General features: G+C 38.1%; 13 protein-coding genes and 1 riboswitch. Of the genes, 10 read left to right on the forward strand and 3 right to left on the reverse strand.

Annotated elements, in window-relative coordinates; genetic code table 11:
• Window positions 1-3 precede the first annotated feature (3 nt).
• Entirely contained in the window at window positions 4-1875 is a 1872-nt protein-coding gene (locus QKW49_RS23150) for a sigma-54-dependent Fis family transcriptional regulator (RefSeq protein ID WP_282864995.1), read from the forward strand.
• A 108-nt stretch (window positions 1876-1983) separates the two neighbouring features.
• Here the strand turns inward: QKW49_RS23150 and QKW49_RS23155 are convergent, their stop codons facing one another.
• A complete protein-coding gene (locus tag QKW49_RS23155; protein WP_282864996.1) occupies window positions 1984-2259 on the reverse strand; it encodes a type II toxin-antitoxin system RelB/DinJ family antitoxin in 276 nt (91 codons plus the stop codon).
• A gap of 634 nt (window positions 2260-2893) precedes the next feature.
• Here QKW49_RS23155 and QKW49_RS23160 point away from each other — a divergent pair.
• Both QKW49_RS23160 and QKW49_RS23165 read left to right on the forward strand, forming a co-directional pair.
• Window positions 2894-3325, forward strand: a complete 432-nt coding sequence (locus QKW49_RS23160; protein WP_282864997.1) for a flavodoxin — start codon at window positions 2894-2896, stop codon at window positions 3323-3325.
• Window positions 3270-3980: a DUF3793 family protein gene (locus QKW49_RS23165; protein WP_282864998.1), complete on the forward strand. Its 711-nt coding sequence runs from the start codon at window positions 3270-3272 to the stop codon at window positions 3978-3980. The genes QKW49_RS23160 and QKW49_RS23165 overlap by 56 nt, the downstream gene beginning before the upstream one ends.
• 236 nt (window positions 3981-4216) lie before the next feature.
• Here QKW49_RS23165 and QKW49_RS23170 read toward each other — a convergent pair whose 3' ends face one another.
• The gene (locus QKW49_RS23170) at window positions 4217-5908 is read right to left on the reverse strand and encodes a cell shape-determining protein (RefSeq protein WP_282864999.1); all 1692 of its coding nucleotides are present in this window, start codon (window positions 5906-5908) and stop codon (window positions 4217-4219) included.
• Between the two features lie 248 nt (window positions 5909-6156).
• Window positions 6157-7413: a putative glycoside hydrolase gene (locus QKW49_RS23175; protein ID WP_282865000.1), complete on the reverse strand. Its 1257-nt coding sequence runs from the start codon at window positions 7411-7413 to the stop codon at window positions 6157-6159.
• 395 nt (window positions 7414-7808) lie between these two features.
• On the opposite strand from QKW49_RS23175, the gene QKW49_RS23180 reads away from it, so the two are divergent.
• The 7 genes from QKW49_RS23180 to QKW49_RS23210 all read left to right on the forward strand — a co-directional run bounded on the left by QKW49_RS23180 (window position 7809) and on the right by QKW49_RS23210 (window position 20648).
• Window positions 7809-14597: an S-layer homology domain-containing protein gene (locus tag QKW49_RS23180; RefSeq protein WP_282865001.1), complete on the forward strand. Its 6789-nt coding sequence runs from the start codon at window positions 7809-7811 to the stop codon at window positions 14595-14597.
• A gap of 503 nt (window positions 14598-15100) precedes the next feature.
• Window positions 15101-15235: a hypothetical protein gene (locus QKW49_RS23185; protein ID WP_282865002.1), complete on the forward strand. Its 135-nt coding sequence runs from the start codon at window positions 15101-15103 to the stop codon at window positions 15233-15235.
• Window positions 15236-15708: 473 nt separating this feature from the next.
• Window positions 15709-16239, forward strand: a complete 531-nt coding sequence (locus QKW49_RS23190; protein ID WP_282865003.1) for an RNA polymerase sigma factor — start codon at window positions 15709-15711, stop codon at window positions 16237-16239.
• Window positions 16236-17582 (forward strand): DUF4179 domain-containing protein, encoded by a 1347-nt coding sequence (locus QKW49_RS23195; RefSeq protein ID WP_282865004.1) that lies wholly within the window; start codon window positions 16236-16238, stop codon window positions 17580-17582. Before QKW49_RS23190 ends, QKW49_RS23195 begins: the two co-directional genes overlap by 4 nt.
• A gap of 302 nt (window positions 17583-17884) precedes the next feature.
• Window positions 17885-18412, forward strand: coding sequence for an ABC transporter permease subunit (locus QKW49_RS23200; protein WP_282868224.1), 528 nt, complete (start codon window positions 17885-17887; stop codon window positions 18410-18412).
• Window positions 18396-19160 (forward strand): ABC transporter ATP-binding protein, encoded by a 765-nt coding sequence (locus tag QKW49_RS23205; protein WP_282865005.1) that lies wholly within the window; start codon window positions 18396-18398, stop codon window positions 19158-19160. Before QKW49_RS23200 ends, QKW49_RS23205 begins: the two co-directional genes overlap by 17 nt.
• A 156-nt stretch (window positions 19161-19316) precedes the next feature.
• A riboswitch (cobalamin riboswitch) is annotated at window positions 19317-19501 on the forward strand.
• A gap of 280 nt (window positions 19502-19781) precedes the next feature.
• Complete coding sequence (locus QKW49_RS23210) at window positions 19782-20648, forward strand: YitT family protein (RefSeq protein ID WP_282865006.1); 867 nt, start codon at window positions 19782-19784, stop codon at window positions 20646-20648.
• Window positions 20649-20779: the final 131 nt, after the last annotated feature.

Raw genomic sequence — 20779 nt, forward strand, 5'->3', positions numbered from 1 at the left:
CACATGCTAATAGCGGATAGCAAGCGCGAAATAGAACTCTCGCATGAGAGGTGTAAAGTTTTAGGAATTAAAGAAGACCGGATTTTCAGTAGAAAAATTATCGATGATACGGAGCTGCAAGAAAAGTTTGCTCAAAACAGGAAACTGATTGTTACTGCGGCGCCTTATATAGAGCAGTTGATCAACTTTGTAAAAGGCTGCAACTTTTTTGCACTGCTTACCGATGGTGAAGGATGTATTTTAAATGCCAGCGGAGATGAGAAAATACTTTCTGAAGCTTTTGATTTAAAGATGGTTCCCGGGGCTTTTATGAATGAGGAAAGCATCGGAACCAATGCCATGTCGCTTGTAATTAAAACCGGACAACCAGTACAAATTTCCGGTAAAGACCATTTCATTACAGCATACCATAGATGGACCTGTTCGGCAGCCCCTATCAAAGATAACAGGGGGTACCTAATAGGGGCGTTGAATTTGACAGGATACACCCAGCAGGTACATCCGCATACATTGGGCATGGTTATTGCAGCCTCCAATGCGATAGAGGAAATGGCAAAAGTCAAAGAATTCAACAAGCTTCAGAATCTGAACAGTAAGCATATTATCTCAATATTTAATTCTATGCCGCTGGCTATTGTAACTTCCGATATAAGCGGAAATATAAAAATTCATAACAACAAAGCTGTAGAATTATTCGGCAATACCGATAACCAGTTAAAAGCGAAGGAAATGAAATATCTCGTTGAAGATTGGGACAGAGTAAAGAATGAGATATGTTTAGGTAAAAGTATTTCCCAGGAAATCAATATCATGACGCTGAGAAGTCGGTTTCCATGCCGTCTTATTGCCAATACTGTCTATAATCCGGAAGATGATAATATTGAGATCGTACATGTTTTTGAAGAAGCTCAAAAAGCGAAGAAGAAAAATGAATATCAGGCCTACTACACCTTTGATAAAATTATAGGGGAGAATGAAAATTTCCTGAAAATAATACAGTATGCAAAAAAAATTGCGGACAGCAAATCTACTATCCTCATTTTAGGTGAAAGTGGAACGGGGAAAGAAGTGTTTGCGCAATCCATTCATAATTACAGCAGCAGAATGGATGGACCTTTCATCGCATTAAACTGTGGTGCCATACCTAATCAACTGATAGAATCGGAACTCTTCGGGTATGAAGAGGGTGCTTTTACCGGTGCTAAAAAAGGAGGAAATCTGGGTAAATTCGAATTGGCTAATGGTGGGACCATCATGTTGGATGAAATCGGAGAAATGCCGCTGGACATGCAAACGAAACTTTTAAGGGTTCTTCAAGAAGGTGTAGTCACAAAAATCGGAAGTTCGAAAACGATCTCTGTGGATGTAAGAGTGATCGCTGCGACGAATAAAGATCTAAAAAAAGAAGTGGAAATGGGTAGATTCAGAAAGGATTTATATTATAGGCTGAATGTGCTGCCGCTGTATCTGCCGCCATTAAGACAGAGAAAAGAAGATATATTGCTGCTGATAAAGTATTTTATGGGCAATATATCGGAAAAGTTAAATAAGAAAGAAGTGGAAATACATGAAGAATACCTGAACGCAATGTTGAGTTACAGCTGGCCGGGAAATATAAGAGAATTGGAAAATGTAATAGAGCTTATCATCAACACAGAATCGGTACCATCGGGGTATTTCGGACAGGAAGAAAAGAATAATGATGTATTGTTGAGCATCAATAAAGAGTGCCTAAATATGGAGCATATTGAAAAAGAGCACTTGGAAAAGGTGCTGAAAAAATATAAAGGTAATATCACTCGATCCGCGCAAGCTTTGGGAATTAGAAGGAATACCTTATACAGCAAAATAAGGAAATATGAAATTGAAGTGTGATTTATATAAGAAAAAATAATATAAGTACAGGATGATGTTATTCTACTAAAAAATCCGCCTTCTTTTAGGTGGTTTTTTTATGCAAATAAGGGCAAATAAGGGGACGGTTCATTCATTTGGCAATATTCTGTAGGAATGATATCTTGAATAGCGTTTTGCATTTGGGTCACGGCTTATTCTATTGGCTTCTTCCGTAGCCGCTATTGTTTCAGCATTTGGAATATTCAAAGAAATTTGAAAGGGTATTTTTCCCTGTCGAACAGCCTGCCGGACAAAGACGGTGAAGGCCGTTGTCATGTTCATGCCTAACTCAGAGAAAAGCTGCTCTGCTTGCTCCTTCGGTTCTTTATCCATCCGAATGGTTAAATTCGTTGTTTCAGACATTTGACATTCCTCCTTTACTATCATTATATACATTTTAACATAAAATATGTGCATAGTAGATACAATGCACATAAAAATAATATTATTCTTCATATAGCTATACCTGTTTCATTTTTCCAGCCACGCTTTAAATTCTGCCAGTGCCACGCCACCCTTCACGCACAAATCCTTTCTTTTACGTTTTTTTATGTGAAAAAAGAGTTTGCATATTGACAAGGTTGTTAAAGATTGCTAAAATATAAAGTGTAAATGAAATTAATTATCAATATCATTTAATGGTAAACATAAAAATAGTCAAGCAAGCGAGGTTGCTGAAATAAGAAAGCAACTTTTTTAAAAGTAGTTAAATGATAATGATTATCATAATCAATAATAGATCTATATCTTATTATACAGGCACTATTGTGTGAAAAATAGCAGAGAAACTTTAATGATGATGGTTAACGTTGATATTGCAAGCTACATCAATTAAAAATTTGTTGCTAGAACTTGTAAATGCAATCAGAAGTATAAACATTAGGAGGTATTGTATGGAAGTCATTATATTTAAGGGACAAGGAAGAATAAATATTGTAGGGGATACTGCCTGTCCCTCTTAAAAAGGGAAAAATAAAACATTTGGAGGTATTTAGATATGAAAAATATTACTATTATTTACTGGAGCGGAACAGGGAATACACAACAGATGGCGGTTGCTGTCGCTGAAGGAGCGAAAGAAAAAGGGATGGAAGTAACGCTAAAAGAAGTTGCGAATGCTTCCGTACAGGATGTACTGAAAGCCGACGCCGTAGCACTTGGTTGCCCGTCCATGGGTTGCGAGGTTCTTGAAGAGGCAGAGATGGAACCTTTTGTAGAGGCATTGGAAAAAGAAGATTTAAAGGGTAAGCCTATGGCACTTTTCGGTTCTTTTGACTGGGGAGACGGACAGTGGATGAGGGACTGGACAGATAGGATGGAAAAACTGGGAGTCAAGCTTGTAGCAGAAGGTCTGACCGTGCAGAATACACCGGATGAAAACGGAATTGCAAGCTGCAAAGAATTGGGATCAAAACTGGCTGACGGCTGATGAAATATTTCAGGGGGTTCTAATGGTAATAAAACATGAAAAACTGCATTTTATAAATCTGATTAACCGGCTGCCGGAGAGGGAATATCTGCTTTCTATGATCTCTTATGGAACGGCGCCTACTATCAGGGAGGAAAAACCTTCCTCTCTGATGACCTTTACTAAAAACGGTAAGAATCTTTATAATTTGTGGAATACTTATAAATCCGAAGTAGGCAAAGAATTGGATTTGGAATTTATAGAGTTTAATAAAAAAAGCAATAGTGTCCGGGTATTGTTTTACAAGAGAAAACAGTTAGAGGAATGCATTTATAAAAAAGAATGCAGGGATTTTTTAAACAGGGTAGGTTATGGCAAGTTGATGACGCTGGAAGCATGCTTGTCACGGCTTAAACAGAGATTTGAGCGTGTATGTCCCCATGAAATCGGAATATTCTTGGGGATTCCTGTGGAAGATGTGGTTGGCTTCATAAAATATAGAGGTGAGAACAGCATCCTGTGCAGTTACTGGAAAGTTTATCATAACCCGGATGTTGCCCGTACTCTTTTTGAGAAATATGATAAAGCCCGGGAAGATATAAGAAGAGCAATAAAGGATAAATACCAATACGGTCAAGTGGATAATTTGGTAGTAGAGTATGCAGTAGCGTTATAAGAACTCGATACGATTGTAAATAGATAATAAAAATATGTTGCAAAACCCGGAAGGGAGAAGTAGTCTTGCTGGAAGCCCAAAATCTATGTTTTTTCTATCAAAAAGAATCTACTTTAAAGAACATCGATCTAACGATCAAAATTTGGAGTATAGCTTTATTACCTGTCAAAGCTGCTGACAAATATAAGTATGTCAGCAGCTTTGATTTTTAGGCAAAACATCGGGTTCTTGTTTAACTATTTGTTATTATGTTTACTTTCCAATTTTTCTTCCAGTACTTGTTCTAGCACTTCGTTACTCTTTATTATCTCTTCTTCTTCCCCTATAACCGTTTGCATAAAGGTCATATTATCAAATTTTATCAAATCTATACTAGAGTTGCTATTATTAAAATATTCTAATTTTACTCTGTCTCCTTCTTTTGTGAGAGGTAACTCATTGGAGATATTCAGTGAGGCAATAAATATTTTGTCTGGTTGCTCATTTAAAATAATATAATAAAAGGTTGTGTCTTCAATCATAGAACTACCTATCCTTTGTATAGTTCCTTCCATAGATTTCTCTGCTCCGCTATCCCCTAATCCTTGCCAATCTCCGCGGTTTTTAAGGTATTTTATATAATCTGACTTGGTTTTACTAACAGACTCCCCGGTTCCTACTATGCTATAATCATTTACATTAACCATTGCATAAAGTTTTATTAGACCTTTTTTATCTTTTAATGTCATAAAGTAAGTAGGGTGGTTATCTACATTAATCAGTATAGGAAAAGTTGCTTCATATGCAAGATGCTGCACTTTTCCCTCCGCCGATTGCATGGCAGCCGTTTCTTGGCTGCCGGACACTTTATAGAAGGTTGCTTCCTTCGTCCTTGTATCAATCAGCGTAAATCCTACTGTAGACTCGTCAGCACCTGATGATGTGAGCCCTGTATATATATAGGCTCTGCCATTATTGTAAATAAAGTTATAACCTTCAGTTGACCGAAGCACACCCTTATTGCTTGGATTCCACCAACCATTTACATATTTTCCCCAATCATTCAATTGCTTCAATGCAAAATCAACAGGAATTACCCGGTCTACCCATTGAGGAACATTATCCAAGTCATAATCAGAGATTTCACCGGTTTGCGCATCTACGATAATAACTCCTATAGCCTTATTCCCCGAAATTCCTATCGTTTTGTCGTACTTTGTAATCACCCAATAAGGCTTACCGCTATCATCTAATTCAAAGGAATAATCAGTTAATCCTACACTCTTATACCCTGATTGATAAACTTTCCTCTTTAAGTCATCTCCAAAATATGCTTGTCGTTGATACTTTATATTAAGGTTTTGTCCGTCAATCTCTTGTACTAACTTAATATCTCTTGGGTTACTTGCGTTAATTTGAATGTATCCCGGTGTTCCTTCACGATTTGCGCTCCATTTAAAAAAGCCTGTATGAACCAATGGAGATACCCAATATAGCGTATCCTTTACATTAATCAATGTAAATTCATCTAGTGTTACTTGGCTTCCAAGTGCCACTTGTTCTCCAAGTTTTTTTTCTCCTAAGTTAGCGGCTAATTCTGCATCAACAACCGGTAGTTTGGACAAATCAATCGGAGATATTTCTACAGAAAAATCTTTTTCTTTTACTTCTCCAATCATGTTCCTATATTTTATGTGATTAAAAAAAGCAAAGGATGAGACTGTTTTGAAAACCACTAATATGGCTACCAGTACGGGAATTACCCAGGCAAATTTTATTTTATAATATATAAGGATTGCCGCGATAATTCCTGTTGACGCCAATAATAAAAACAAAGTTCCAAAGAAATTTAGAGACATTACCGGCATAATAAAATAATGTATAAAGAGATATCCCAAAACTCCTACAACAAGTATTCCAAGCAAAGCAAATCTTTTTTTGTTTTGCATTTTTTAGACCCCTCCATTTTAGGGATCTGTATCAATAGTACAAGCGCAATAAGCCACTTTTAAACCTAATCATACAAATTTCATCACTATTTTGCCGTATTATATCAGCCAAATCCCTGTCTCTCTGTATTTTATAGTATACCATTGTCAGAGGTGTTTTTGCAATGACACAAGCAGGGAATTTACTTGCTTGGATAATCCCCGTTTTTTAATAGCTTTTTTAAACATTAGAATCAATGCATTGATATCTAGTTCTTTTCAAAGGCTCCCTCTCTGTAACTGTTCATATGGTCCCACAGTATCCATTCTTCGTATCCCGCATCATATACGGCTTGTATCTGCTGTCTAATTTGCTTGTCTTCGTATTTTTGGTAATTGCCTTGTCCGATCCATGATGCAGTAAAGTCCTGTAAATAGGTTCTAACAACAGGTGTATGGCCATCAACCTTGGAGGATCTTTCTTTGGCTCTTAAAAGGGTGTTTTTGATAACGCCATAAGGGTCCAAGTCAGGTTTTGGGAACTTTACATTATTAATAATCTGGCCTAAGGCATAATGAGAGGGGTAGGCCATCAAATAAATATAATCCATGTTTTTACCGATATGCTCAAAGTATTGTCCGATTCCTTCCGTATCCCCAGGACTCTCGGCAATAATTGCAAACACATCTGCCGATAATATTGCATCCGGCATTTCCTGACGTGCATAAGCCAAATATTCGTTGATTGTTTCGTACATTTTCTTGCCGTGGGTATCACCAAACACCATTTCACTTTTCCTGCCGTCAGGAAACCGCACGTAATCAAACTGTACTTCATCAAATCCTTTTGCTAACGCTTCTTTTGCCAGGTCGATATTGTACTGCCATGCTTGCTTATTATATGGGTTAACCCAATTCATTTTATTATGGACATATAGTTCACCATCTTTATTTTTAATAGCAAATTCCGGGTTGCTTTTCGCTAACACAGGATCTTTAAAACTTACTATTCTGGCAATTGCGTAAATATCATTATCGTGAAGTTCTTTTATAACTTTGTCAATATCATATCTTACATCTATTGCTCCTATTTCTTTCGCCAATGGCACACTGGAATCGTAACATACATTTCCATAGTCGTTTTTAACATCTATAACATAACTGTTTATTTCGGTCGTATTAGCTAAATCAATATAATGTTGCAACCGTACACCTGCTGATGTAGCAGTTAAATAAAGGCCTTTTGCTTTCACTCTTTTCTTGTGTGCATTATTAATTATAATATCTTTATCTTTTGAAGAATCAGCAGGGGTAATCTCTGCTGTGTTTGGATCTTGCGGATCTTGATTTTGTATATGTGAGCTTTTTTGATCTGTCTGACTTGTTGTAGTAACTGGAGTATTTACTATTTGATTTTCTTGTGCCGTATCTGTCTGTACTGTTCGGGTGCCGCACGAAATTAAAGATATTGAAATAAAACTAATCAATAATGATAATACCAATTTTTTAATAATTGTTTTTTTCATTGTTATGTAACCCCCGTTTTTTCTTCATACAAAATATCCAAGAACTCAAAAATACCGTAAATTGTTGTATGATAGCTGATATTTAAAATTTATCAAAAAACGTGCTGAAAAGCAATAGACAAAATTATGTAAACATATGCTGATTAATGACTAAATACCGATAGATAAGTTAAAAATGGGGCCAGATAATATATCTGAGTATATCACCTAGCCCTATTAGTTTGTCTGATTCAATATCCAACAAATATTCATTTTTTTTGATATTTTTACAAAAATATAACAATAAATTGACATTGATGAGTCATTTTTTAATATTTGTGTTGTAATTTATTAAGGGTCGCTATCAGAAACGGATAAGAAATCCATCAAATAATTTTTGAAAGAAGGTGTATTCAATGTGTAGATTTGCTAGGGTTATAAGTACTGTTCTAGTATGTTTACTGCTGGTAGGATATTTACCGGTTTATTCAACGTTTGCAGCGGAAGTTGGGGATTACAATACTCTACCAAAACTGCTCATTACCGAAATTGCTCCAAATACAATCAATGTCAGTGGAGCTGATGGATATGAGTATATAGAAATCTATAATAATACGGATCAAAATTTGAATCTAAGAAACTATAAGCTGCTTTATGATACGGGAACAAAGCAATATGATTGGGATATATCGACTGATTGCATAGTAGGTTCCCAAGATATTGCATTGGCATGGATTAGAAATAATGCAAATGAAAATTTCACTGTATCGGATTTTGTTTATTATGCTCAAGATAAGGGCGTAACCATCACGGAAGACCAGGTTGTCAGGGTACCGGCACCACCGTCCGATCCTGTCGGAGGAATGGCCAACACCAGTGCAAGAAAGCTTCAACTGGCTTCGGATGATAATGTGGTTATTTGTGAAGCCTCTTATACCACCTCCAATGGTCAAGATATTACATTGGAGTATGCATATCCCTCCACCGGTTATGCAATGATATTGACGGACGATTATGCAGCTGCCAATCCGGGAGCCGTTAAACCTGCACAAGTTCCTGCACAGGTTGTCCAATTCCCTGCGGCTGGTGAAGATACTGACGGGCCATCTATTACACACACTGTCGTATCGTCGGTATATGCTCCACAGGGACTGGAAATTTCAGCGGATATCCAGGATGTTTCCGGAGTAGCTTCAGCTGTAGTGTCATATAGTGTGGATGGAACATCATATCAGCAAAAGGCGATGACAGTTACGGATGCCGTATATACTGCCCACATAGAGCCTTCCGTTCTTGAAAACACAGCTTCGGACAGCATTACATATGAAATCATTGCACAAGATATACATTCAAATACTACTACAGCCGGACCGTATACGGTGAGCATTCATAAAACGCCGTACGTTAACAGTCCGAAACTTCTTATCACGGAGATTTGTCCCGATAATACCGGTGATGACCATTATGAATATTTTGAGGTATATAATGCTTCGGAACAAGATATAAATCTTTCGGAAGCGGGCATTAAATTTTATTACTATTATAAAAATGATGTGCCGTTGACTTATACCGGCGGGACTACCATTAAAGCAGGAGAGGCAGCGGTATTCTGGCTGCGCTATACCAATGGCAAGGTAGACAGCTTCAGCAAAACCGAGGACGATTTTAAAGCTTTTTACAAAGATTTATCCGTTAATAAAGATACATATTATCAACTTGTAGAGATTACCGGACAAAACGGTATGGCCAATACAGGAAACCGCGGCATTAGGATTGCAGATGCACAAGATAATATCATTATGGATGCGTATTATCCCGCACGGACTGCTGCACCTGATCATCCGATACAGTTTAAGCTGCCGGCGGACATGTCTGCTGATGCCATGGAAATCATGGAAGAAACAGGGGTACCCTCACCGGGATCTGTATCTCCGGATGCCCTTAATATACAGATGCAGGAAGCCTATCAGAAACTTTCTCCGCTGATGGTTACGGAACTATTACCGGATTCTGGGAATGTCAATGGTGCGGATGGATATGAATTTATTGAAATTTACAACAACTCCGACCGGTACATCAATTTTAAAGACTATAAAATCATATACTGCTACCCGGATTCCGGAGGTGAAACTGTATGGCCGAGTGTACCCGATGATGTCGTGATTGCACCGGGTAAAACGCTGGTGTTTTGGATTATAAACGGTAAAAATGATGAACTTACGGTAAGTGATTTCAATACATACTTTGGAACCGGCTTGGTTGAAAATCAAGATATCGTGAAGATAGCCTCCGGAGGAATGGCCAATTCCGGTGCGAGAGGTGTAAAAATATCTACCAATACACAGCAATATTTATCTGCCGGCTATTACAATATGGATGGTGCAGATAATACTCAGGCTAACCAGGGTATTCAGTATATCTATGTGCTGGACCAGCCGTCGGTTCAACAGCTTTCTGGCCTGGCGGACGCAACACCTGGAAGGATCTCGGTTGAACAAAAACCGGATCAGCCTGTTTATATTCTGCCCGATTCATCGGCACCTGTGATCACGTTAAAAACAGCGCAGCATATTGATCAGAATAAAGATTTTGATATTGGCGCCGAGATTACTGATGACAATCTTGTCAAAACAGTTACGTTATATTTGAAGAGTGATCTTCAACAGGACTATACTGCCTACAATGTTACGGTATCGGAGAACGGGAGTTACCATAAGATAGTGAATGCCGCAGACATCACGGGTAAAAAATATTATGACTATTATTTCACTGCTTGCGATGGAATTAATACACAAATTTCTTCCACACAGAGAGCGGAAGTGCAAGGGGTCAGCACCGATCCGTTACGATTAAATCTGAAAGATGGAGATATCGTATCCGGACAAGTTTCTGTGGCGGTGAGCGGAGATGACTATCCGATAAATGCCGGTTTAACGGTAGATAGTCTGGATGTTACCGGACAGTCCGAGCCTTCGATAGAAAATAGTGCAGTTTTTGCTTTTGAAGCTTCCGGTGTGGATATGTTCTTTAAGAATGGTGTGCTGATAGGAGAGGATGTGCTCTGCATTTTTGATGATGGTATTTATTCCGGATGGGAGACCATCAGCACGAATGTAGATGTGAATTATTTTGTAAAGGGACAGGAATTAACCTTGAGTGTTTATGCCGGAACCAAAGCAAAGCCGGCAATCGACTTGGATGAAAACAATGATGATTTTACCATACGTAATCTTCGGCTAATTCTCCCTGATGGACAAGAACTTCGACCGGAAGGTTATGAGGATGCTGATGCCATTATTCAGATGGGCGATAGTTCAGGCAAGAATGATTATATCGACTGCAAGTTTACGCTGCCTGAAAATGCTTTTAAAACAGTCCGCTACAGATGGGATACGACAGATGTTTCTGACGGCCAGCATGTCATATCGGCTGATGACGGAACCAACAGTGTCCAAAGCATTGTGACCGTAGACAATACCGCGCCGGTGATTTCTACCAATATAGAAGAAAAAGAGTATAAGGGAGTTTTCACTATTACTGCTTCTGCAAATGATGCCATCACCGGAACAGTGGAAGCAGAAGCTTCTTTGGATGGCAAGAGTATTGCTTTACCTTATGAAACTTCTTCTATTCTTCTTGATGCCGGCGAACATGTTTTAATTCTATCGGCAGAGGATGGAGTAGGAAACCGTGCTGTATTTGAAGTGAAATTCAGTACGCCTGTAGAACAACCTGACCGGCCCGTACTTCTTTTTCCTGAAGATGGGGCGCATATCACGGATAAAGATGTAACGCTGACCGCAAAAATAAACGATTCCACGGCTGATAGTATGACAGTGAAATTTAAACAGGGTTATCGGCTGAGCCCCATTGACAGCAGTGTGAGCAGCTATAAAGGAAGCAGCAACTGGGCTTTATCAGCTGACAGAACAGATAAGCAGCTTTTGAGCATTGAAGAGCTTCAAAGCATTATCAATACGGATGGGATACAAATAACCCAGTCATTTGCAGAAGAGATGCCGTATTATCTATATGAAGTCGGAGTCCCGGCGGGAGCAGGAGAGAGTTTCATTGCTGATATCGTATGGACGGGTGCCGCAAATGAATCAGCAAAGATCAATATGTATATTTATAATTATGCGGAAAATAAATGGGAGGAACTTGCCCGGCATATAACATCTAATAACGATGTGTTTACCCTGACAGCTGATGTCCCCAATGAAAACAGGGTAAAAGATTCTACAATGACCATACTTGTGCAGCATTCGCAAGGGTACGCAGGTAAGGAATGGTATGATACAGGCAGGTCGCCTGTAGTACATCCTGAAGACACACTTGCAGAAGATTATGATTTTACTTTTGTGTGGGAATCGGATACACAATATTATAATGAGGACTATTATTGGCATCAAACCAATATACACAATTATGTACTGGATAATTTGGAACGCATGAATATTCAATATCTGTTCCACACCGGGGATATTGTGGATGAGGCGGATAAAACGGATCAATGGGAAAGAGCGGACGAAGCATACAAAAATCTTGACGATGCCGGCTTGCCTTATGGCGTTCTAGCGGGAAATCATGATGTGAGTCACAAAGACAGTGATTATACGGAGTACTACAAATACTTCGGAGAAGACCGGTATAATCAAAACCCTTGGTATGGAGGCAGCTATAAGAATAACCGCGGCCATTACGATTTGTTGTCGGTTGGCGGTATAGACTTTATAATGGTCTACATGGGCTGGGGTATTGGTGACGAGGAAATCGAATGGATAAATGATGTTGTGCAGCAGTATCCTGAACGCAAGGCAATATTGAATTTCCACGAGTATATACTGACTACCGGTGGGCTAGGAGAGATTCCACAGCGTATTTACGATGAAGTTGTCAAAGTCAATCCGAATATATGCATGGTGTTTTCAGGACATTATCATGACGCATTCACTAGAATAGATGAGTTTGATGATAATGGCGATGGAATCAATGACCGGAAGGTCTATCAGATTTTATTCAACTATCAGGGACTTTCCGAAGGTGGTTTGGGTTATCTTCGTTTAATGCATTTTAGCTTGAAGGATAAAAAAATCATATGCCGCACCTATTCACCTTCATTACAAGACTACGATGCAGATGATGCATCACTGGACCTGGTTAATCAGGAGTTTGAAATACCTTTTGCAGATCTGGGCATCGTTCCACGGGAGAAGAATATCTCTACAGACAGTTTTAAGGTCAACATTTATACCGATACAGTGATTTCGACACAAGAAAATGTTACCAGCGGCAGTATTGTGTCGGCAATTTGGGAGAATGCAGCTCAGAGTGGCGGGGCCGGATGGTATGTTGAGGCCTCAGATAGCTACGGTGGATTGAGCCGTTCAGAGGTGAGATATATCAACACTGTCTCAACAATAGGAGCAATATCCGGACAGGTCACAGACAGCAGCAACAATCCTATAGAAGGAGCGAATGTGAGGCTGACGGTGTCAAATGCTGTATACGAGGCAACAACGATAGAAGACGGCAGCTACAGCATTTCAAATGTACCTGTCGGAAACGGCTATATCGTAACGGCCAGCAAGACCGGCTATACTAGCGGAAGTGCAACGAATGTAAATGTTGTGGAAAATGAAACGACTTCGGGTGTAAATATCGTATTGACGGAAGCACCTTTAAATTATACGGTAACCTTTGATAAGAACGGCGGGGATACGGAAGCAAGTCCAACGATAAAAACGGCAATATCAGGCAAAAGCCTGGATGCGCTGCCGGCAGCTCCAATGAGATATGGCTATCGTTTTAACGGATGGAATACTAAGGCAGATGGAAGCGGTATAACGTTTACGGCAGAAACCGTGTTAACGGCAGATATTACGGTATATGCACAATGGAAATTAAAAAGCAACGATAATGACAGTTCATCGGATAGCGAAAGCGGAGGGAGTGACGCAGCCCCTCAAACATCAAATACCGAAATTACGGTGACCAATCAAAACGGAAACATAGTAACTTCCGTGATGACCACTGAAGCAAAGGTTGATTCCAATGGCAATGCAACCGCAGAAGTCACCAAAACGCAGATAAGTGACGCGGTCGGCAAGGCTGTGGCTGAAGCGGCAAAGGAAGGAAAAGACAAGGCTGCAATGATTGAAATCAAGGTGGAAACAGCAGCAGATGCAAAAACAGTAGAAACAAGTATTCCAAATGAAGCATTGGACTTGATATTGGAAAGTAATACCGAAGCTCTCATCGTATCCACGCCTGTTGCTTCCATTGCTTTTGATGTAAAAGCGCTTTCTGCTATATCGGGTGAAGCATCCGGAAATGTAGCAATAAAAGCCTCCAGGATTGAAGCATCAAACCTTTCGGAGGAAGCACAGCGGGTGGTAGCTGACAGGCCGGTGTTTGATTTTAAAGTAACTAGCGGAGCAAAAACAATATCTCAATTTAACGGAACGGTAACCGTGTCGATCCCATACACACCGAAAGACGGTGAGAACGTGAATGCCATCGTTATTTATTACATCAATGCCGACGGAAATCCGGAACCAGTCCCCAATTGCGTATATGATGCCGCAACCGGAACGGTTTCATTTAAAACCGATCATTTTTCGCAATATGCGGTTGGTTATAACAATGTGAGTTTTAGAGATGTAGACATAAACGCATGGTATCATGATGCAGTCAGCTTTGTATCTGCTAGGGGTATAGCTGCCGGTACCGGAGACGGAAACTATGGTCCGGATGATAAGCTGACGCGGGGGCAGTTTATTGTGATGATGATGAAGGCCTATGGAGTGAAGCTTGATGAAAATCCCCAAGATAATTTCAGTGATGCGGGAAGCACATATTATACGAATTATCTTGCGGCAGCTAAAAGGCTGGGCTTGTCTAAAGGAACAGGAAACAACCTGTATGCACCCGACAAAGAAATTACAAGGCAGGAAATGTTCACGTTGCTGTACAATGCTTTGAAGCTTATGGGCAAACTGCCTGAGGGTACAAGCACAAAAACATTGTCAAGCTTTAGCGACGCCGGGGCAACTGCAGCTTGGGCAAAAGAAGGGATAGAACTGTTTATCGGTACAGAAGTCATCAGCGGCAGCGGCAACAGCAACAGCAACAGCATTAATCCCAATGGGACAGCCAGCAGGGCGCAGATGGCACAGATTCTCTATAATCTATTACGGATGTAGAGACACATATGGAGATTACAATGACAATTAAGCATCAGCATTGACTGGAGTACGAATTGTCTTCATAAGGGCTAATAATGCAAGAGGCAGTACAGCGGATAAAGCTGTAATGTCTCTTTTTACATGGAGCGGTTGAATCCGTATGGAACACCTCTGAAACGGGGCCTGTCAGATATATATAATTGCTCCATTAAGGTGGAGCGAAATAGTGAAATGAAAAGAAGACATTAAATACAGGATGGAGAGCGGAAGCTATTTTTTGGAAACTTGTCAAAAGAAAAAATGATAAAAAAGTAAAGAACATAAAAGAGTACAAAAAATGTGAACATTTTTTATAGAGGCAGAGGATAGCATGTTTTATAATATTAGTATTAGAGTTAGTCTAATAGAGGAGGATATCTAATGAAAGATGGAAAATGTGCTTGCAAGGGCGATTATGCAGTATATTTGTTTGCACTGTTTTAGGCCTATTGTTCTTTGCAAGGAGGTTCAGGAAAGTAGGCGTGGAACAAAATTCTCTTACATTGGCGCATTGGGTGGGAAAAAGATACAACAGCGAGTTTTTAAGAATAGGTGTCAGTACTTTAACACTATTTAATATCGCCTATATTGCCGGTCAGGTTATAGGGATAGCCTAGTTTATATTAAATGTCATGTCCGCAGGTGCATTGTCCGGCTTTATGGGATTAATGATCATGCTGCTATCGAATTTTATAATTACTAAGGGTGGATATTCAAAACAGACTTAAATCGCATTATTTTGGAAAAGGAGAGCTGCTCTTTATCAAAGCAGTTTTATTCAATCCCTCATGTTGATTGGCTGCTTAAAGCCTATTATAGTTATACTGGTAAATTGTCGGAATTTTTACAACTTCAATTATGTCTTTAAAAATCAAAAAAGCAATATATAAACAGATTATGCTTAAAGAAGAGTTTTATATTTTTGAGGTAAAAGGGATTTATAGATAAATTATATGAAGATTGCTCAGTAGAGATATAGCTTACTGGGCAAACTTTTTATAAAAATTATTTCTTATAATGTCACAAAATGCTAATTATTTACGTTATAGAAGTGAAGAGGGAATTAGGATTTATATGAGGAGGAGATGAGATGGAGAATAATGATTTAGACCGGGAATTCGCTTCAGGAGGAGAAGATGAGTTACGTTGTGCGATAGAATTGTACGGCCGCCCCCTTTTGAGATATTGTCATAGTATTCTTTGTGATTATAATGAAGCCCAAGATGCTGTACAAGTAACATTTATAAAAGCTTATAATAAAAGAAAAAGCTTTAGAAGCGGCACATCTCTATCAGCATGGTTATACCGTATTTCATATACAACTTGTATTGACATATTAAGAAGAAAAAAAGTGTTATTTTTAGTATCGCAAAAACAAACCCATACAAGTTCAAATCTTATAGGGAATGATTTGAAAAAGGCGCTTTTGACGCTGACTCCAACTGAGCGAGCCCTGGTGTTCAGTCGAATTATTGATGAAAAAAGTTATGTAGAATTAGAGTCTATCTATCAAACTTCTACTGCTACATTACGGAAACGTTATGAACGGGCAAAAACAAAGTTGGCTAAAGTACTGAAAGAAACCAACCCCTACTATTTAAGATTGGAGGAAGGAAAATGAAGTATGATTCTAATGAAAGAATAATAAAAAATGCACTTGATACTATTCGAACACCTGAATATGATATTACAGCAGAAGTAGAAAAGAAAATCAAATCGTTAAAATATCCTTTTAATTTTAAAAAAGTAATCTCTATTGCATTGGGGGCTTGCTTGTGCCTTATACTCTCTATTTCTGTGATGGCACAGACCACTTCCGGTTTCAATAAACTTTTATCTATTATTAGTCCTGATATAGCGTTAATGCTTGAGCCAATTGAAAGTATTAGTGAAGATAATGGGATTAAAATGGAAGTAATAGGGGCTATGAATGATGATGAAATGGCGGTTATTTATATAACAATGCAGGATCTAACAGAGAATAGGATTGATGAAACTTTAGACATTTATGACTATTCACTGGCTGGAGCACATATGTTCAATAGTCAAATTGTTCATTATGATAAGGCAAGCAAAACCGCAACATTACGTATACAAGCAAATGGAGGAAAAGAACTAAGTGGCAAAAAACTACGATGGGGTATCCGTTCATTTCTTAGCCATAAGCAAGTGTTTAATGCAGTTGATACAGGGATTAATCTGTCAGATATAAATAATGCAGACAGTTCTCAAATGATCCCACTTGATATGAATAATATTCCAGGTGGGGGAGGAGATTTATTTGAAGAATTTCAATCACAAGGAATCATAGATGTTTTAAAAACAGATCAGATGAATATCAAGCTGCCTAAAATTGATTTTATGTATATTTCAAATATCGGCTATATTGATGGACGTCTCCATATTCAAACCAAGTGGACCAGAGACGGCGTTGATGATCATGGGTATTTATATTTTGTTGACGCTTTGGGAAATAAAATAGATATGAGTGAGAGCAATATCTATTTCGGAACGGACAGTGAAGGTAATACGGAATACGGAAATGAATACATTGAATATATTTTTGATGTGACTAATATAAATCTAAGTGAGGTAAAACTTATGGGGTATTTTGTATCCAACGGCAACTATATAACAGGAAACTGGGAAACTACATTTAAAATACGGCCTGCTGAAGAAAAAAGACAAAGTAACTGTAACATTAAATTTGATACATGGACAGTAAACAGTGTTTCCGTATCGCCAATGGGAGTTACTTTAATAGGCAGCGGTAATAGTGACCGTAGTTTGGAAGAAATAACTGTTAGTATTCATATGACCGATGACAGTATAAGAACATTTGATGCAGTGAGTAGATATACGGAAAATGAAGAGCTGATAATTAAATGCATATCTTCCTTGCCATTAGATATTTCAATGGTTAAATCAGTAATTGTTGATGGAACTATTATAAATTTTGACTAATTTTGTGAGAAAGAAATTAGGGAATTAAAATACACATAAATATTTGTTTTCACATATTAAAACAAAATACTTTGGTTTTTGATTTTTCTTTAAATAAAGTGCAGTAATATAATCCATCAATGCTGAAGCAGGAGCATTAGCAGAGAAATATTTAAATGCAAACAGCAAGCTTATAGAAAATGCAGTGCCGAGCATCCGGTTCGTTTATAAAACATCCTTTGATGCGGCAAAGGATATAGAAAAGTATTGCAATGTTTTATCAAGCTTTAAACCTGAAAGCATTGGAGGAAAAATTGAGGATTATGATGGGCGGCAGTAAAAGAGTAAAGAGTTTGTTTGAACCGCTGATTTATTTTATTCAATCGGTTCCACCGATTTTGTATATGGCCCTTGCGATGATTTGGTTCGGTTTGGATGGGCAGGCGACAGTATTTATTATATGTATTGCCGGTACACCCGTCATGGCCGTTAATATAAAGGAAGGGTTTGAAAATATTGATGTAAAACTGATGGAAATGGGCAAGGTATTTAAGTTTTCACCGATGGAAATGATTGTTGAAATTATCATGCCTTCGTTAAAAGCATACTTTAAATCAGGGCTGATTATTGTTGTAGGCCTGGGGTGGAAACTGGTGGTGATGGGAGAGGTATTAAGCTCGGGTACCGGTTTGGGAGCACAGATTACCGATGCCAGGATGAATCTTGAAACAAACAAGGTATTTGCCTGGGGGATTATCATTATTATGCTTTGTTTTTTGTCCCAAAAAATTATTGCTTTAATTTTGGATTTTAAACCATTGCGGAGAAAAAATTATGATTTTGAAAATTGATAGGATTAAAAAAAGCTTTGATACTGTTTGTGTTTTAAATGATTTTTCCATGAAAATCAATGAAGAAGAAATAGTATGTATTATCGGCCCTTCCGGCTGCGGAAAATCCACACTTTTAAATATTATTTCAGGATTGTTGGTGCCTTCGGAAGGTGAAATTATAAATAACAGCCCTGATATAAGCTATGTCTTTCAGGAAGACCGGTTGCTGCCATGGAAAAATGTTTATGAGAATATAAAAATTGTAAACAAGAAATGTTCCATGGAAAAATGTTTGGATTTGATTAGAAAAGTAGGACTTGAAGGCTTTGAAGGGTATTATCCCTCGGAGCTAAGCGGCGGTATGCGACAAAGGTGCTCCATAGCAAGGGCTTTTAACTACGACGCGGGTTTATTGCTGATGGATGAACCCTTTAAGTCACTGGATTACAATCTGAGACTCGATATGATAAGATATTTGTTGGAGTTGTGGGAAAGTACAAAAAAATCCATTGTGTTTGTTACCCATGAAATTGATGAAGCACTTTTGCTTGGAGACAGGATACTGATATTATCCGGCAGACCTGCAAGAGTAATTAAAGAATTCGATATAAAGATACTCAAAGCCAAAAGAAGTTTGGCAGCGCCTCAACTGGTTAAGGTTAGGAATGAGATTATTTATCTGCTGCAGGATAAAGAAGGAAGAACAAGGGATAACAGGCCAAGGGGGCTGATTAGTAATCTGAATACCCTGAATTTATCATTATAAAAATTTTTTTGTAAATGATTTTGATTATAAAACTAAAATCTGATATTAACGGGCGTGTAAACGCTCTTTTTTGTTGGATTTCCCGTTATCGAGTTTAGTTGTTAATATTTGCTTAAAATTATAAATAATATTGACAATTATGTACTTTGCAAATAGAATGATAATTAGCTGTGAGGTGCCTCTAAGGATAGAGGATAATAGGGAACCGGGTGAGAATCCCGGGCAGCTCCCACTACTGTAAACTTGACGAAATTCCTTCATGCCACTGCGATTGCTGCGGGAAGGCTGGAAGAGTAGGATGATGGTAAGCCAGGAGACCTGCCTTATATGCTAATCTCAATCTTTGGGTATGGAGATAGGGACGATTTGAGGTCAAATTGTGTCTATTTCCTCTATAAAACAATATTAGGAGGAAAAGAACATGCAAAAAAATTTATTCATTGCTTATCCTATTTTCTTTTCAAATCATTTTTCATTGAGTAATATAATGTTCAAAAATATCCTGTTTGTTGGATGGTGCACTTCATGATATGTGGGATGTCTATTTTTTAACAGTAAAGAATTATCACAAAGTACATATCTATAATTTTATAATTGCGATCGGAAGGGTGGACAAATATTATGGGGGAACCTTTTTTTGTAAAGATTAAAGCTTTTCTGTTAATCAATATCGGATTACTTTTTGTTGCGTTAGGCATCTTTTTCTTTAAGATACCAAATAATTTTGCTACAGGTGGGGTGAGTGGCATTGCGATGATTATGAGTTATTTTTTTTCAACCATTTCGGTTGGTCCGTTTATGCTGATCATCAATATCGTATTGTTGATTGCAGGTTTTATATTCATAGGTTTTAATTTTGGTTCTAAAACGGCTTATTCAAGTTTTGTGTTATCAGGGATGGTGTGGCTGTTGGAAAAAGTATGTCCGCCAATATCGCAGCCTCTTACGGGAGATACGTTTTTGGAATTGATATTTGCGATTGTTCTTCCCGCAATCGGATCTGCAATCGTATTTAATCAAAACGCATCAACAGGGGGAACAGATATTATTGCTAAAATACTCAATAAATATATGCATGTTAATATTGGGAAAACGCTTCTAATAGCAGATTTTTTAATAACATTGATAGCAGGAGCAGTATTTGGAATAAGAATAGGGATGTATTCCATGCTTGGTTTATTTATGAAAGGTTTTATCGTTGATTTGGCAATAGAAGGGATGAATATATCCAAAGAGATTGTTATTATTAGTGAGAAGCCGGAGCAAATCAAACACTATATCGTCAAAGAATTGCATCGTGGTGCCACCATTTATAGTGCGAGAGGAGCATTTACCGATGAAGAAAAGGAGGTCATTACGACTATTGTTAATAGAAGACAGGCAGTTGCTCTTAGGAGCTATATTAGGAGTATAGATGATAAAGCTTTTATGTCCATTACAAATACATCGGAGATTATAGGAAAAGGGTTTAGGACTTTAAGTGCTTAGCGTTCCGACTTATGGAGTGAATTGTATTTTTTTGGATTGAAACAATATATCGTATAGTATAAAATGCATATATCTACATATTGTGTATAAAAGCGTCTGTGTCAGGAAGATTATTATTTTCAACAGGAGGT

The sequence above is a fragment of the Petroclostridium sp. X23 genome (assembly GCF_030013905.1).
GTDB lineage: Bacteria > Bacillota > Clostridia > SK-Y3 > SK-Y3 > X23.

What these genes read in the sequence shown, in the direction of transcription:
- QKW49_RS23205 (WP_282865005.1), top strand. Translation starts at nt 18,396, where the DNA reads ATGATTTTGAAAATTGATAGGATTAAAAAAAGCTTTGATACTGTTTGT.
- QKW49_RS23210 (WP_282865006.1), top strand. Translation starts at nt 19,782, where the DNA reads ATGGGGGAACCTTTTTTTGTAAAGATTAAAGCTTTTCTGTTAATCAAT.
- QKW49_RS23180 (WP_282865001.1), top strand. Translation starts at nt 7,809, where the DNA reads ATGTGTAGATTTGCTAGGGTTATAAGTACTGTTCTAGTATGTTTACTG.
- QKW49_RS23195 (WP_282865004.1), top strand. Translation starts at nt 16,236, where the DNA reads ATGAAGTATGATTCTAATGAAAGAATAATAAAAAATGCACTTGATACT.
- QKW49_RS23170 (WP_282864999.1), bottom strand. Translation starts at nt 5,908, where the DNA reads ATGCAAAACAAAAAAAGATTTGCTTTGCTTGGAATACTTGTTGTAGGA.
- QKW49_RS23190 (WP_282865003.1), top strand. Translation starts at nt 15,709, where the DNA reads ATGGAGAATAATGATTTAGACCGGGAATTCGCTTCAGGAGGAGAAGAT.
- QKW49_RS23155 (WP_282864996.1), bottom strand. Translation starts at nt 2,259, where the DNA reads ATGTCTGAAACAACGAATTTAACCATTCGGATGGATAAAGAACCGAAG.
- QKW49_RS23175 (WP_282865000.1), bottom strand. Translation starts at nt 7,413, where the DNA reads ATGAAAAAAACAATTATTAAAAAATTGGTATTATCATTATTGATTAGT.
- QKW49_RS23165 (WP_282864998.1), top strand. Translation starts at nt 3,270, where the DNA reads ATGAAAACGGAATTGCAAGCTGCAAAGAATTGGGATCAAAACTGGCTG.
- QKW49_RS23150 (WP_282864995.1), top strand. Translation starts at nt 4, where the DNA reads ATGCTAATAGCGGATAGCAAGCGCGAAATAGAACTCTCGCATGAGAGG.
- QKW49_RS23160 (WP_282864997.1), top strand. Translation starts at nt 2,894, where the DNA reads ATGAAAAATATTACTATTATTTACTGGAGCGGAACAGGGAATACACAA.
- QKW49_RS23200 (WP_282868224.1), top strand. Translation starts at nt 17,885, where the DNA reads ATGATGGGCGGCAGTAAAAGAGTAAAGAGTTTGTTTGAACCGCTGATT.